This window comes from Asaia sp. A2 (assembly GCF_057319415.1).
Genome location: NZ_JBXWTO010000001.1, coordinates 86,751 through 100,723, shown reverse-complemented (window position 1 = coordinate 100,723; position 13,973 = coordinate 86,751). Strand labels below are relative to the sequence as shown.

General features: G+C 59.5%; 13 protein-coding genes. 8 read left to right on the top strand and 5 right to left on the bottom strand.

The window, feature by feature from the left end; genetic code table 11:
- Positions 1-283: 283 nt before the first annotated feature.
- Entirely contained in the window at positions 284-421 is a 138-nt protein-coding gene (locus ACWNRM_RS00500; RefSeq protein WP_485169005.1) for a hypothetical protein, read from the bottom strand.
- On the opposite strand from ACWNRM_RS00500, the gene cyoA reads away from it, so the two are divergent.
- Genes cyoA through cyoD form a run of 4 tightly spaced genes read left to right on the top strand, consistent with a single transcriptional unit; the run spans position 421 to position 4,300 of the window.
- On the top strand, positions 421-1,350 hold the full coding sequence (gene cyoA / locus ACWNRM_RS00495) for a ubiquinol oxidase subunit II (RefSeq protein ID WP_485169004.1): 930 nt from the start codon (positions 421-423) through the stop codon (positions 1,348-1,350). The two genes, ACWNRM_RS00500 and cyoA, sit on opposite strands and share 1 nt — an antisense overlap.
- Positions 1,351-1,356: 6 nt before the next feature.
- Positions 1,357-3,345, top strand: a complete 1,989-nt coding sequence (cyoB, locus tag ACWNRM_RS00490; RefSeq protein ID WP_485169003.1) for a cytochrome o ubiquinol oxidase subunit I — start codon at positions 1,357-1,359, stop codon at positions 3,343-3,345.
- A gap of 2 nt (positions 3,346-3,347) precedes the next feature.
- A complete protein-coding gene (gene cyoC, locus ACWNRM_RS00485; protein ID WP_485169002.1) occupies positions 3,348-3,965 on the top strand; it encodes a cytochrome o ubiquinol oxidase subunit III in 618 nt (205 codons plus the stop codon).
- A complete protein-coding gene (gene cyoD, locus ACWNRM_RS00480; protein WP_122039945.1) occupies positions 3,965-4,300 on the top strand; it encodes a cytochrome o ubiquinol oxidase subunit IV in 336 nt (111 codons plus the stop codon). Before cyoC ends, cyoD begins: the two co-directional genes overlap by 1 nt.
- A 268-nt stretch (positions 4,301-4,568) precedes the next feature.
- On the opposite strand, the gene fdxA is transcribed toward cyoD, so the two are convergent.
- The 3 genes from fdxA to ACWNRM_RS00465 form a co-directional block, all read right to left on the bottom strand.
- On the bottom strand, positions 4,569-4,901 hold the full coding sequence (gene fdxA / locus ACWNRM_RS00475; protein ID WP_023978416.1) for a ferredoxin FdxA: 333 nt from the start codon (positions 4,899-4,901) through the stop codon (positions 4,569-4,571).
- 167 nt (positions 4,902-5,068) lie between these two features.
- The gene (locus tag ACWNRM_RS00470; protein WP_485169001.1) at positions 5,069-5,353 is read right to left on the bottom strand and encodes an RNA-binding S4 domain-containing protein; all 285 of its coding nucleotides are present in this window, start codon (positions 5,351-5,353) and stop codon (positions 5,069-5,071) included.
- Positions 5,354-5,356: 3 nt separating this feature from the next.
- Positions 5,357-7,891, bottom strand: a complete 2,535-nt coding sequence (locus tag ACWNRM_RS00465; RefSeq protein WP_485169000.1) for a helicase-related protein — start codon at positions 7,889-7,891, stop codon at positions 5,357-5,359.
- A gap of 108 nt (positions 7,892-7,999) precedes the next feature.
- On the opposite strand from ACWNRM_RS00465, the gene ACWNRM_RS00460 reads away from it, so the two are divergent.
- The 3 genes from ACWNRM_RS00460 to ACWNRM_RS00450 all read left to right on the top strand — a co-directional run bounded on the left by ACWNRM_RS00460 (position 8,000) and on the right by ACWNRM_RS00450 (position 10,823).
- Positions 8,000-9,421: a leucyl aminopeptidase family protein gene (locus tag ACWNRM_RS00460; RefSeq protein WP_485168999.1), complete on the top strand. Its 1,422-nt coding sequence runs from the start codon at positions 8,000-8,002 to the stop codon at positions 9,419-9,421.
- A gap of 259 nt (positions 9,422-9,680) precedes the next feature.
- The gene (locus ACWNRM_RS00455; RefSeq protein ID WP_485168998.1) at positions 9,681-10,085 is read left to right on the top strand and encodes a MarR family transcriptional regulator; all 405 of its coding nucleotides are present in this window, start codon (positions 9,681-9,683) and stop codon (positions 10,083-10,085) included.
- 171 nt (positions 10,086-10,256) lie between these two features.
- Positions 10,257-10,823: a GNAT family N-acetyltransferase gene (locus ACWNRM_RS00450; protein WP_485168997.1), complete on the top strand. Its 567-nt coding sequence runs from the start codon at positions 10,257-10,259 to the stop codon at positions 10,821-10,823.
- On the opposite strand, the gene ACWNRM_RS00445 is transcribed toward ACWNRM_RS00450, so the two are convergent.
- Positions 10,780-11,850: a glycosyltransferase family 4 protein gene (locus ACWNRM_RS00445; protein ID WP_485168996.1), complete on the bottom strand. Its 1,071-nt coding sequence runs from the start codon at positions 11,848-11,850 to the stop codon at positions 10,780-10,782. The two genes, ACWNRM_RS00450 and ACWNRM_RS00445, sit on opposite strands and share 44 nt — an antisense overlap.
- 88 nt (positions 11,851-11,938) lie before the next feature.
- Between ACWNRM_RS00445 and ACWNRM_RS00440 the strand changes: the two genes are divergently transcribed.
- Positions 11,939-13,957 carry a polysaccharide biosynthesis protein gene (locus ACWNRM_RS00440; RefSeq protein ID WP_485168995.1) on the top strand — a complete coding sequence of 673 codons (2,019 nt, stop codon included), beginning with the start codon at positions 11,939-11,941 and terminating at the stop codon, positions 13,955-13,957.
- The last annotated feature ends 16 nt before the right edge of the window (positions 13,958-13,973 follow it).

The window sequence follows — 13,973 nt, the reverse complement described above, 5'->3', positions numbered from 1 at the left end:
TCAACCGCAAGTCTTGTGTTCAAATTGTGAACAGTCCCATGAAAAGTCGTGATCAGTGCTTGCTTTGCAGGCCAATCGGGCGGAAACAACAGAACAGAGCTGGGTGCTGATGCCCAGCGTGCAGGCACGCGATTGACCAACCGGTCTATCTTCGTGCCGAAGCAAGGCGAGGCAAGGATGAAACGTATCGTGGTCGGAGCGTTCAAAGCCACCGACATACGCAATGTTACGTCTTCATACGGTCCTGGTCGTATGATGATGTCACGTTGCGGGGCGATGCGTGTCATTCACTGGAATAGGAGAGATGGATGACATCCCCTGAAGGTGTTGTCGCCACGTTCGACCAAGCCGTGGTCGGGTTCAGCGGCAGCGTAGCGCAGCCAAAAAGCTTGACGGTCGGTTCAACGAGCGGGGCAGACAATGAACAATAGACTTTTGCCGAAGTTGCGGCGGCTTCTGCCGCTGGCGCCGGCGCTTTTCCTCTCCGGATGTACGCTCGATCTTCTCGATCCGCGCGGTCCGGTGGGTCTTCAGAACCGTAACGTCATCCTGATCGAACTGGGTGTGATGCTCTGCATCGTCATCCCCGTGATCCTGATGACATTGTACTTCGCCTGGAAGTATCGCGAGAGCAACACATCGGCCGAGTATCTGCCGAACTGGGACCACTCGACGAAGATCGAATTCTTCGTATGGGGCGTTCCGGCTGTTGTCATCGTCATTCTGGGTGCAATCGCGATCTGGACGAGCTACACGCTTGATCCCTATCGCCCGCTGCACTCGGCTGAAGCCGCAGGGCGCAAGCCTCTGAATGTCGAAGTGGTCGCACTCGACTGGAAGTGGCTGTTCATTTACCCCGACCAGGGTATTGCAACGGTCAACCAGCTTGCTGTGCCGGTCAATACTCCGATCAATTTCCGCATCACGTCAGACGCGGTCATGACGTCGTTCTTCATCCCGCGTCTGGGCTCGCAGGTCTATGCCATGGCTGGCATGCAGACGCAGCTTCATCTTCTGGCCAGTGCGCCGGGTGATTATCTGGGTGAAGCAGCGCATTATACGGGCCGTGGCTTCTCGGACATGAAGTTCCGTACGCTTGCCATGACGGATGACGATTTCAGCCAGTGGGTCGACAAGGTGAAGGGCGCGTCTGACTCGCTCGACTCAGCCGACTACCCGCAGGTTGCCGCTCCTCAGGAAGCAGCGCCGGTGAAGTATTTCGCGCATGTTCAGCCGAACCTCTTCGACAGCATCGTGGCCAAGTACAACAACGGTATGGTCATCGACAAGTCGACGGGTCAGGTCATGCACATGCAGTCCGCCATGTCCGACATGCAGATGAAGGAATAGGGACACATGCTAGGTAAGTTAACACTTTCGGCGATACCGCTGGATGTGCCCATTCTCGTCGGCACGTTCTCAGGCGTTGTTATCGTCGCGCTCGCCGTTCTGGGTGCCATCACCTATTTCGGCAAATGGGGCTATCTGTGGCGCGAGTGGCTGACCTCGGTCGACCACAAGCGTCTGGGCATCATGTACATCGTACTGGCCCTCGTCATGCTGTTCCGCGGCTTTGCCGACGCCATCATGATGCGCAGCCAGCTCGCTCTGGCCTATAATGGCAACCCGGGCTATCTGCCCCCGCACCATTACGACCAGATCTTCTCCGCCCATGGCACCATCATGATCTTCTTCATGGCCATGGCGTTCATGACGGGTCTGCTCAATGTCATCGTGCCGCTGCAGATTGGCGCACGCGACGTTGCGTTCCCGTTCCTGAACTCGCTGAGCTTCTGGATGACCACGATCAGCGCTGTTCTGATCAACGTCTCGCTCTTCATTGGTGAATTCGCTCAGTGCGGCTGGCTGGTCTATCCGCCGCTGTCCGAGCAGCAGTTCAGCCCTGGCGTCGGTGTGGATTACTACATCTGGGCCGTGCAGCTTGCCGGTGTCGGCACGTTGCTGACTGGCGTGAACTTCTTCGTCACCATCGTGAAGATGCGCGCTCCGGGCATGGGCTGGATGCAGCTTCCCGTTTTCACCTGGACGGCTTTCGTCACGGTCGTTCTGATCATGGCAGTCTTCCCGGTCCTGACGGTTACCCTGGCCGAGCTCGCACTTGACCGTTATCTGGGTATGCACTTCTTCACCAATGATGGCGGCGGCAGCGTTCAGCTGTATCTCTCGCTCATCTGGACGTGGGGTCACCCGGAAGTCTACATTCTGGTTCTGCCGGCCTTCGGTGTGTTCTCGGAAATCACCCAGACATTCTCGCGCAAGCCCCTGTTTGGTTATCGCGTGATGGTTTACGCCACGCTTGCGATTGGCGTCCTGTCCTTCATCGTCTGGGCTCACCACTTCTTCACCATGGGCGCAGGCCCGAACGTCAACGCCTTCTTCGGTGTTGCCACGATGATCATCGCTGTCCCGACGGGCGTGAAGATCTTCAACTGGCTGTTCACCATGTACAAGGGCCGTATCCAGTTCAACGGCATCATGTACTGGGTCATCGGCTTCATGGTCACCTTCTCGATTGGTGGCATGACGGGCGTCATGATGGCGATGCCGGCAGCCGACTTCGTGCTGCATAACTCGCTGTTCCTGATCGCTCACTTCCACAACGTCATCATCGGCGGTGTGTATTTCGGTTACGTTGCAGGTTTGAACTTCTGGTGGCCGAAGGTTCTCGGCTTCAAGATGAACGAGTCCTGGGGCAAGCGTGCCTTCTGGTGCTGGTTCGTCGGGTTCTATCTTGCATTCGTGCCGCTCTACATTGCCGGTTTCGAAGGCATGACCCGTCGTATGAACCATTACGACAATGCTGACTGGCATGTTCAGATGCTCATCGCTGCTGTCGGCGCTGCCGTCATTGCAGTGGGTGTTGTCTGCCAGCTGATGCAGATCTATGTCTCGATCCGCGACCGTAACCTGGCCGAGAACCGCGACTTCACGGGTGATCCGTGGAACGCACGTACGCTCGAATGGTCGATGTCCTCGCCCCCGCCCGCCTATAACTTCGCCGTCCTTCCTGACATTCACGGTATCGATACGTTCCATACCGAGAAGCAGATGGGCCGTCGCAGCTATGAGGGTAAGGTGCTTGCACCGATCCATATGCCGAAGAACACGGCTGCCGGCTTCTTTGTCGGTGCCTTCAGCTTCGTGCTTGGTTTCGCAGCGATCTGGTGGATTTGGTGGCTGGCAGCGCTCGCCCTGGTTGGCGTGTTCGCGACAGTCATCCTGCGCAGCTTCAACAATGATGTGGACTACTATGTCCCGGTTAGCGAAATCGAACGCGACCAGGCCAAGTATGTACGCTCGCTGACAGCACAGGCGGCAGAATAACAATGGCAAATATCTCAGCAACGCCGCACGGCACCGCACACGGCATCGATGATCACGAGCACCACAACACGAACAACGTGTTTGGTTTCTGGATCTATCTGATGACGGACTGCCTCCTTTTCGGGACGCTGTTCGCCACCTTCGCTGTCATGCGTACCCAGTTCGCTGGTGGCCCGACGGGCAAGGAGCTGTTTGATCTTAACGGGGTAGGGCTGGAAACAGCCCTCCTCCTGCTGAGCTCGATCACCTTCGGTTTCGGTATGCTTTCGGCTTATGCCCGCAAGCAGGGCGCCATGCTCGCATGGCTCGCCATCACCTTCCTGCTCGGCCTCGGCTTCCTTGTTCTTGAAGTTCGCGAATTCGCTCACCTCATCCATGAAGGCGCCGGTCCGGATCGCTCTGCGTTCCTTTCCGCTTTCTTCACGCTGGTGGCGACGCATGGTCTTCACGTGACCTGTGGTCTGGTCTGGATCGCTGTTATCATGGTCCAGAGCTTCAGCTCGCAGGTTTTCAGCACACGCTATATGGACAAGCTCCAGTGCCTGAGCCTCTTCTGGCACTTCCTGGATATCGTCTGGATCTGCGTGTTCACCTTCGTTTATCTGTTGAGTGTGATCTGATGAGCCAAGCATCGACCCATCAACACGAAGGCGAGTCTCACGGCAGCTTCGCCTCGTACATCATCGGCTTCGTGATTGCGGCCATCCTGACGGTTGCGGCTTTCGCTATCGTCGAGATGCACCTCATGACCCCCGGCGTGACCTTCGGTGTCATTGCCGCGCTGGCAGTGGTTCAGATCTTTGTGCATCTGATCTACTTCCTGCACATGAACAGCAGCTCAAGCCAGTCCTGGAACAACACGGCATTTGCCTTCGCGGTTATCTGCGTGCTGATCATCGTCGGTGGAACGATCTTCATCATCCACGACGTCAGCATGAACATGATGTCGCGCTGACGCGATCTGTCTTCCGGCGCATTCCTGTCAGGGATGCACTGGAAGTCGATCATGCCGGTAAAACGGAAAAGGCCCGGGGGAAAAATCCTTCGGGCCTTTTTTATGGCGGCGCTACCCCGCGGTTCTACATGCCGGGGCCGAGGTTCGGTCTTGTCCGGCGGTGGCCAGGGAAACAACGGCAACACGTTGCGGCGCTGGCGACACGGACGGCAGATATAAAAAAAGCCCGATCATCGATCGGGCCTTTTTCAGAAACGCATTGCGTCTCTCAGTCCTTGTGCGGCTCCGGCGAAAGCATGGCATCCTTGCCGGGTTTGTCTTTCCATTCATCGGCATCCGGCATCGCGTCGATCTTGCGCGTGATGTTGGGCCACACGGCAGCATATTTGCTGTTGACCTCAAGCCAAGGCGTCGCACGGTCGTCGCTATCGGGCACAATGGCCTCAGCAGGGCATTCGGGTTCGCAAACGCCGCAATCGATGCACTCGTCAGGATTGATGACAAGGAAGTTCTCGCCTGCATAGAAGCAGTCGACCGGACAGACTTCAACGCAATCCGTGTATTTGCAGCGTATGCAGTTTTCGGTGACCACATAGGCCATAGGTGTCTCCGATCTTAAGCTGGGGCCAGAGGCCCGAGAGGATCCCGGGAGGCAATAGAGAGACGCCGTCTGGGATTTTCCAATAAGGGATGCCGCAGATAGGCGGAAGTTTCGGTCTCTGGCAAGCATATGTTTGCGGCAAGCCACGGCAAATTTGCCTTGTGGGCTCAGTCCTCGCCAATAACCTCGTAAAGCAGGGCAGCCTCGGTGGCAGAGCCCCGGCGCTCGGCAAGAGCGAGGACACGCCAGATACGGACCTCAGGGCGCGGATGACCGGGTAGTCCCACCACATCGCCCACCCGTATCTTGCTATGGGGCTTGGTCGTTACCTGACGATTGATCCTGATGCGTCCTTTTTCCACCAGCGCGGCGCAGTCCTGCCGCTGGCGGCACACACGGGCATGCCACAACCACAGATCGAGCCGCTGATAATCACGTTCCGCATCAGTCATGGATCATCTCCTGCTCAGACCCAGCTGGGCCAGCGCAGCAAAGGGGCTGTCAGAGGGGGGGAATAGCGTTGCGGGTGCTCGCATGTCCGGATGACGGCGGTGTTTTGCCTGCGGTTTCACCGCTGAAAGCATGAGGGGCGCAGGCGGCCCGAATTGACCGGGCGACAATGGTGCAGCCACACGCAGGCGTATGCCCAGTCCGGACAAAATCTCCGGTAGCTGTGTTTTGTTCAGCCCGAAGCGCTGCGCCAGATCGTTCGGCACGGGGCGGGGGCCTTGCCGTGTCAGACGATGCACTTCGCCCAGCAGTTTCTCCACACGATCCAGCCGCATCCAGCTACCACCAGCCCAGGCCCAGCCCGCAGAGGCAATTGGCGCTGTACCCGGAAGAGCAATTGTTATCTGCCGGGCGTCGGGGTTCTGACAGGCGTGGCGATGCCACAGACCGAGCAACAATGAGCGCAGGGTCATGGCGGCAGGCTTGAGCAGGACAGGCATGAAGACGCCCTGCGGGACGAACAGGATACCCAGGCGTCGCAGATGGCCAAGCACCTGCGTTCCGTGGCTGGCGGGCTCACCAGGCATAAGGGGGGCAACACCACCATATTCCATCAGACGATGAGTCAGGCCGCGCAGGGCAGGCGTGGGGCGAGGCTGTGCAGCCAGCGCATAAAGCGGGGCTAGCGTCGTACGGATATGGGCGGCTGCGAACGCAGTCAGCCTCTCCTGAACGAAGTCGCGCTGCTTTGTGTCAGCAAATTCCCCACCCAGAATTTGCACGGAAGGCGCAAGGAGAGAAGTGCCTCGGGCGAGGCGCGCGATGACCACGCCTTCCCAGGCAATATGGCCATTGGTCGCATCCAGCGAGAGGGTGTCATCGGAGGCGGAGACAAGAGCCTGCACGCGGCGTGGAATTTCGTGCAACAGCGCACGGCGTCCGGCACGCAGCATGAGCTTGCGCTCGGGGAGGGCTTCCTCACGATCAGGCTTCAGGGTGAAACCCTCAATCGTGCCGACGGCGTGGCCCTCGACAATCACCTGCCCCTCACGGGTCACGGCAGAGAGGAGGTCCCGTGCGCCATCACTATCGAGACGACGCAGGAGGGATGTGGCGCGTCGATCGACAAACCGTGCTGTCAGACGCTCATGCAGCGCGTCGGACAGTAGGTCCTCGACCTCGCGGGTGCGTTCCTGCCAATGGGTTGCCCTGTCGCTCCAGTCACTGCGCGCCGCCACATAGGCACAGATCCTGATTCCGGTCAGGCGATGCATCAGGGTGTCGATATCGCCATCAAGGCGCGAAAACCCCGCAATATGGGCGTCGAACCATGAGCCGGGGATGCCCCCATCCTGCAAGAGATGCATGAAGAGACGATGGCATAACCGCACATGGGAATCGTCACCCAGTTTCCGGAAATCGGGAATCTGGCACACTTCCCATAGCAGGGCTGTAGCCTTCCTGCCTCGCGCTGCCTCTCGGATCTCGCGCTCACCTGAAAGACTCTCTAGCGTCAGTACATCGGAAGCAGGGCGGCCCGCCACCAGACCACGTTTGGGTGGTGACGCGTTCAGGCTAGTATAAAGGGTGTCGGGGGAGGTGAAATCGAGAGCCGCGTTGCGCCAGCTCACACGCTCGACCGGGTCAAAGCGGTGCGCCTCAATCGCATCGACGAGCGACTCTGACATCGGACGCGCCTCGGCGGTCGTGCCAAATGTGCCATCCTTCATGCCGCGCCCGGCACGTCCGGCAATCTGGGCACATTCCTGGGCTGTCAGTGGCCGAAGCGAGGCGCCGTCGAACTTGGTGAGCGATGCCAGCGCGACATGGTTCACGTCCATGTTCAGCCCCATGCCTATGGCGTCGGTCGCAACGAGATAATCGACATCCTTGTTCTGATAGAGCTCGACCTGTGCATTGCGGGTGCGCGGCGAGAGCTGCCCCATGATGATCGCGCAGCCGCCCCGTCGACGCCGTATGATCTCCGCAATAGCGTAGACCTCAGCAGCAGAGAACGCGACGATGGCCGAGCGGGCAGGGAGCCGGGAGAGCTTGGTATGACCCGTATGGACCAGACTTGAGAGGCGAGGGCGCGTGTCGATCTCGATGCCGGGCACGAGGCGTTGCAGAAGGGGGCGCATGGTCTCGGCACCGAGGAACAGGGTCTCCACGTTGCCACGTGCATTCAGCAGCCGGTCAGTGAAGACGTGCCCGCGATCGGGGTCGCTGCTGAGCTGGATCTCGTCTACGGCCACGAACTCGACCCTGCGCGTGAGGGGCATGGCCTCGGTCGTGCAGGAAAACCATTTTGCGTCGGGGGGAACGATCTTTTCCTCACCCGTGATGAGCGCCACATGGCGCGCACCCTTGAGGCGCACCATGCGCTCGTAATTTTCGCGCGCCAGCAGGCGCAGGGGGAAGCCGATGATACCAGATTCGTGCGCGAGCATGCGCTCGAGAGCATAATGGGTCTTGCCGGTATTGGTCGGTCCCAGCACGGCACGAATTCGGCGGGGCATGAGATGGAGCTGGGACTTCATGATACGATGCTTGTGCATGAGCGACCGAATTGCAAGACGCCACCACCACTGGCACAGCTTGTGCGGACCCGATCCTCCATCGGAAGATCAGCAGAAAGGCAGATAACCATGCGCAATCCTGAAGAGCTTTGCCTGACGACGACGGTCGACGCGGCGAGATCCCTCCATATTGTACCTGTCGGGCAGGATATCGAGGCATTGCTGCATGAACACGGTGCCGCCCTGCGCGAAATGGCCGGAGAACCGCAGGCAGGTCGTCTTTATCTCGTTCCCGGAGCGGCAGGTGTCAGTCACGCAATCTATCTGGATGATCCGCAATCCAGCGATGCAGCGCGGTTCGGTGTGCTGGCCACGGGCTTGCCCTCCGGAGATTGGGTTCCTTCTGTCGCACCCGATTATGTCGGGTCGCGTCCTGAGATCATGCAGGATGTGGTGCTGGGCTTTTGCATGGGCGCCTATCACTACGCGATAGGACCGGCGAGCGAGCACAAGGTGCGCCTGGCCTTGCCCCCAGGGTGCGAAACGGGGCGCGCCATTGCGTTAGCTCAGGCAACATGGCTCGGTCGCGATCTGGTGAATATGCCTGCCAATCTGCTGGGGCCGGTGGAGTTGGCGCAAAGGGCTGAGGCTGTGGCCCGACTTCACAACGCTTCGAGCGAAATCATAAGCGCCGAGGCTCTCGAACGGGCCTATCCCTGCCTTGCTGCGGTAGGCGCGGGGTCAGATCGCCCGGCACAGGTGTTCAGGATGACATGGCAGGGCAGCGCTGCCGGAGCCGATGCGCCGCTGCTCTCCCTTGTTGGCAAGGGCGTCTGCTTCGACACTGGCGGATATGACATCAAGCCCGCAAGCGGCATGCTGCGCATGAAAAAGGATATGGGTGGCGCTGCCCTGATGCTGTCTCTGGCGCATGTGATCATGGCGCAAGACCTGCCCTTGCGTCTGGAATTGCGTCTTGGCTGCGTTGAAAACAGCATCTCCGGCCATGCCATGAGGCCGGGCGATATTCTGACGACGCGTGCAGGCCTGACGGTTGAGGTGGGTAATACCGATGCTGAGGGGCGTCTGGTGCTTAGCGACTTGCTGACCGAGGCTTGCGAATCTCAACCCGACTGGCTGCTGGATGCGGCGACTCTGACAGGTGCAGCCCGTGTCGCGCTGGGCCCGGACCTGCCTGCACTGTTCTGTAACGATCCGGAATGGTCGCAGATTTTGCTCGAATCAGGTCAGGAGACCGGTGATGCCATGTGGCAATTGCCACTCTGGCATGGCTATGACGCATGGCTCCGCCGCAAAAATGCCCATCTTGGCAATGTGACGGACAAACCGATGGCGGGGGCAATTACGGCTGCCCTGTTCCTTCAGCATTTCGTCGAACCCACTGTAAAATGGGCACATATAGACACATACGCATGGAATGATGGCCCGAGAACAGGCCGCCCTGAGGGGGGAGAGACGCTCGCCCTGCGTGCTCTGATAGTCGCAACATTACGAATGATTAATGAAAGGGTAGGGTCGGGCTCAGCTTAGTCACTGACTTTCAACAAAAAGATACTAAACCGATTACAAAAACGAACCTATATGGATGCGTATCGTTCGACGCATGTTGTAGGAATGCAACGCTAATCGGGACCCAACCCGCTTCATTCCTAAAGCAAGCGCCTTCAGGACACGCACCCAAGGCGTGGCATCCCTGAATACACGCAAGGTGTCTTCAGGGTGGCTTACTTGGGCGACGGGTAAGACCATTAGCCGCGCCGGATGCGCGATGCATTGAGGAGTTTTTTCGATGGCCCAGGCACAGAATGACCAGATGCTCAACCTTCTTCGTGACACGATCGTTTCGCTCGTGCGCAAGGATGGCCCTGATCTCTCCGCGCGTCAGCTTGGTGTTTTCCTGACCTGCTATCTGCAGGATGGTGCCCATACGGTTCGCGGCCTGGCCCAGGAGCTCAATGTCTCCAAGCCTGCCATCACGCGTGCCCTCGACCGCCTGGGTGAGCTCGATCTGGCGCGTCGCAAGGTCGATCCGCTGGATCGCCGCTCGGTCCTCGTTCAGCGTACGCTCAAAGGCTCCGCTTTCCTCCGCGAGATGCGCTCGCTCATGAGCGAGGCCTCGGGCACGACGAAGTCGGCTGCCAAGACCGGCCGTGGCTCGGTCGAGCGTATGACAGTGCGTCGCATTGCCGGCTGATCAGCCTCGGTGGATCTGAACACAGAGATCTGTCAATGAATTTAAGAGCCGCTTCCCGAAAGGGGAGCGGTTTTTTTGTCTCGATTGCAAGTCGGTGATCCGCGCCGCTGGCCTCGACACGCGAGACGTCGCTTGATCAGGCTTTGCGTATTTATCGGGAGGGAGTGTGCTATGATGCGGGAATTCGATACCGACAATCTGTGTTTTCGCCTACCCGCCCGTCGGGATTTTGATGAACTCGCGGCCATGCGCGCGGACCCCGTCGTCGCGCGTTACACATCCGGACAGCCCGCCTCACATGATAATTCCTGGGATCGGCTGATACGGTACCGTGGGTACTGGGGAATACTCGGCTACGGCTATTGGTGTGTCAGGGAGCGCCTTACCGGGCGTTTCGTTGGCACGATCGGGTTTGGCGAGGCAAGGCGGGGTATAGAGCCGTCACTCGATGGCTATCCCGAGGCCGGTTGGGTGCTCGCATCCTGGTGTCACGGCATAGGATATGGGGGGGAGGGTGTCGCCGCCGCCCTGGACTGGCTTGACAGCCAGACCCATCATATGACCACGCGGTGTATCATTGATCCGGAAAATCTAGCCTCTGTAAAGCTGGCGAGGCGGCATGGCTTTGTAACGCTCGCGCGGACTCATTATCTGCACTCTGTTATCGACGTCCTTGAACGTCAGCGTGGCAGACTCACCATTTGCCCAGATCCCGCGCCCGTGCCCGATGCAAGGTAAGGGCTGTCCAGAATAGTTGTGGTGCCATCACCAGGCTCATCTGTATCATGAGAGGCAAGGGGGCCAGAGCCGCCGCGGCCCCCCAGAGCGCGAAGCCCCAGTGCAGAAGGCTTACGTGCGTCGGAGAAACGCCGCTTCGCGTGGCAAGCTGGTAAAGATGGCTACGATGGGCCTGCGCCAGCGCATCACCCGCAAGGGCACGGCGGGTGAGGGTAAACGCCACGTCATACAGGACCCCACTCAGCATGAAGGGGACGATCAGGGGAAAGGATGTTGTGAAGGCAGCTTCGATCCCAAGCCAGGCCAGAATAAGGCCTGCTCCCTGGCTGCCAACATCGCCCATGAAGATCCGGGCCCTGGGAAAGTTGAAAGGCAGAAAGGCCAGTAGTGCGAAAGCAAGAAGAAGCGCTGCATGAGTAAAGCCAGGCACCTCCGCTTTGGCGAATACGAGGGCGAGCGCAAGGGCGGTGAGGGTCATGACGCCTGAAGCAAGGCCGTTGAGACCATCGATAAAATTGAGGGCGTTGGTCGTATAGACCAACCAAAGAAACCCGACTGCCACGCCAAGAAGGGCGACAGGCCACCCCGCGGTGAAGGTGACGGGCAAGCCTGGGAGCAGGGGGGCGCCCGAGAGGACGTCGCCCAGGATGCTGGACCCGTGACCAGAAACCGAAGTGAGCGCAACGCCCGCCAGCGCAGCAAGTGCCGCGACACCCTGAACGCCCAGTTTGAGCGAGGCGCGATAGGAGTGGACATCATCGAGCCAGGAAAAGAAAGCAAGTGTTGCCACGCCGAGAAGCGGCAAGAGAAATTCCGGCCCGGGCAGGTCGCCCTGTGTCCAGAGCTGTGAGAGCGGAAAGACGAGTAAAAACCCGGTGATGATTCCAATACCGCCGCCCTTGGGCGTGGGGCGCGTATGGGAACTGCGATGGCCGGGGACATCCATGACACCGACACGGATCATGTGCAGGATCAGGGCAGCACTGATACAGGCCGTAGCGGCACAGCATAGGATCAGAGGTATCATGGTTGAGTCCGAAAAATTTTTAGCGGGTAGAGGCTGACACGGTGCCAGCCCATCGCGACAAAAGCTTTTTCGGGGCTATAAGAGTCGAGTGAACGCGAAGCAACAATCTCATAATCCGGTCCCCGCCTCTTCATCCCTGGCGCGACGTCATCGATCACGTGGCCGCATTGCCGTCAATGTGCTGGCTGACGGGTTGATATCAGGGCTTGCGGCCCCGGTGGCCCGCTTTCTGGCGGCGCCACATGACGGGCTGCTGCATCCCCTCTGGTTTGTCATGGGGGGGGCCATCACATTGTTGGTCAGCGGGCTGCCCTTTCGCATTCCGCAGCAATACTGGCGGTTCTCGGGTGTCGCCGATCTGCGTGGCATCGCTGCTGCGTCAATCGGTGGCGCTGCGCTGTTCTCGCTCATGCTATGGCTTTCCGGCTTTCCTCTGCCTTCACCTACGTTTCCGCTGATCTATGCGCTCGTGCTTCTTGTCGGGTTGGGTGGCGGACGAGTCACCACCCGGCTTTATGGTACGATGCGCCAGCATGCGCAGGGGCAAAAGCGCCGTGTCGTGCTGGCCGGTTCTGATTTGAGCGCGGACCTGTTTCTGCGTGCGCTCGAGCGCGTTTCCGATGCCCATTATCTTGTCCTCGGCCTGGTCACCCGGTCACCGGGCCAGCAGGGAAGGCGTTTGCATGGCGTGCCGATTCTCGGTGTGACCGAGGACCTTTCGTCTGTGCTGGCGGAGATGGAGAAGAACGACACCCTCCCCGACAGCGTGATTGTGACCGATCCCGAATGGCGGGGCTCGCAGCTTTCCGTCGTGCTTGATGCCGGGCAGAGCTACGGCATCGCAGTGCAGCGTGCCCCTTCGCTCACACGGCTGACCCCGGCCGAGGAAATCCAGATGCGCCCGATTGCACTGGAAGACCTTCTGAACCGGCCGGAAGTTCCGCTAGATCGTGAAGGCATGGCACGCCTGATTCAGGGGCAGGTCGTCATGGTTACCGGCGCAGGCGGGACGATCGGTTCTGAGCTGGCCCGGCAGGTTGCCCAGTTTGGTCCAGCCACGCTGCTCCTGCTCGATCATGGTGAATATGCGCTGTGGCAGATCGATCTGGAACTGTCGGAGCTGTTTCCTCATGTGCAGCGTCAGGTCATCGTGGCCAATATCCGCGATGCCCAGCGTATCGACGAGGTGTTTGCACGCTACCGCCCGGCTCTCGTGTTCCATGCAGCAGCGCTCAAACACGTGCCGATTGTTGAGGCCAACCCCTGTGAAGGTGTGCTGACCAATGTGATCGGGACACGAATCGTCGCCGATGCCGCCATTCGCCACGGGGCCCGGGCGATGGTCCTCATTTCCAGTGACAAGGCGGTCAATCCGTCAAGCATCATGGGGGCAACCAAACGCTGTGCTGAGATCTATTGTCAGGCGCTGATGGGCGAGGCTGAGGCCAAGGGCTCGCATTTTCGCTGTGTGACTGTGCGTTTTGGCAATGTCCTTGGCTCCACGGGGTCGGTCGTGCCTCTGTTCCGACGCCAGCTGGAGCAGGGTGGCCCCCTTACAGTCACGCATCCCGACATGACGCGCTATTTCATGACGGTGCCAGAAGCAGTCGGGCTGGTGCTCCAGGCCAGTGTGCGTGGTACAGCATCGCGGCGTGAGGCCGATGAGACGGACCGGCGTCTGCAACGCGGCGGTATCTTCGTGCTCGATATGGGCGAGCCGGTTCGCATTCTCGATCTGGCACGTCAGATGGTGCGTCTGGCGGGGCTGCGGCCCGATGAGGATATAGCCATACGGTTTACGGGACTGCGCCCGGGTGAAAAACTTTATGAGGAGCTCTTTCATGGCCGTGAGGCGCCGGTTCCGACCGATGCGCCCGGCTTGAAGATGGCAACCCCGCGTATGATCGATCTCGAAGCGGCGCGTGCGCTGCTGCAACAGCTTGAATTGGCGAGTCTTGTGGAAGATATCGCGCAATCTCTGACGATCATTCAGGATCTGGTGCCGGAGTTCGCCCATAATCCGCTGGGTGAGGTGCGCCATTCCAGCTCATCCGCCGCATCAGCCTCGCAGGTGGCGACTTCGGAAAACACGAACCCTGTGTCATAGTCCCGGCAAGATCGTC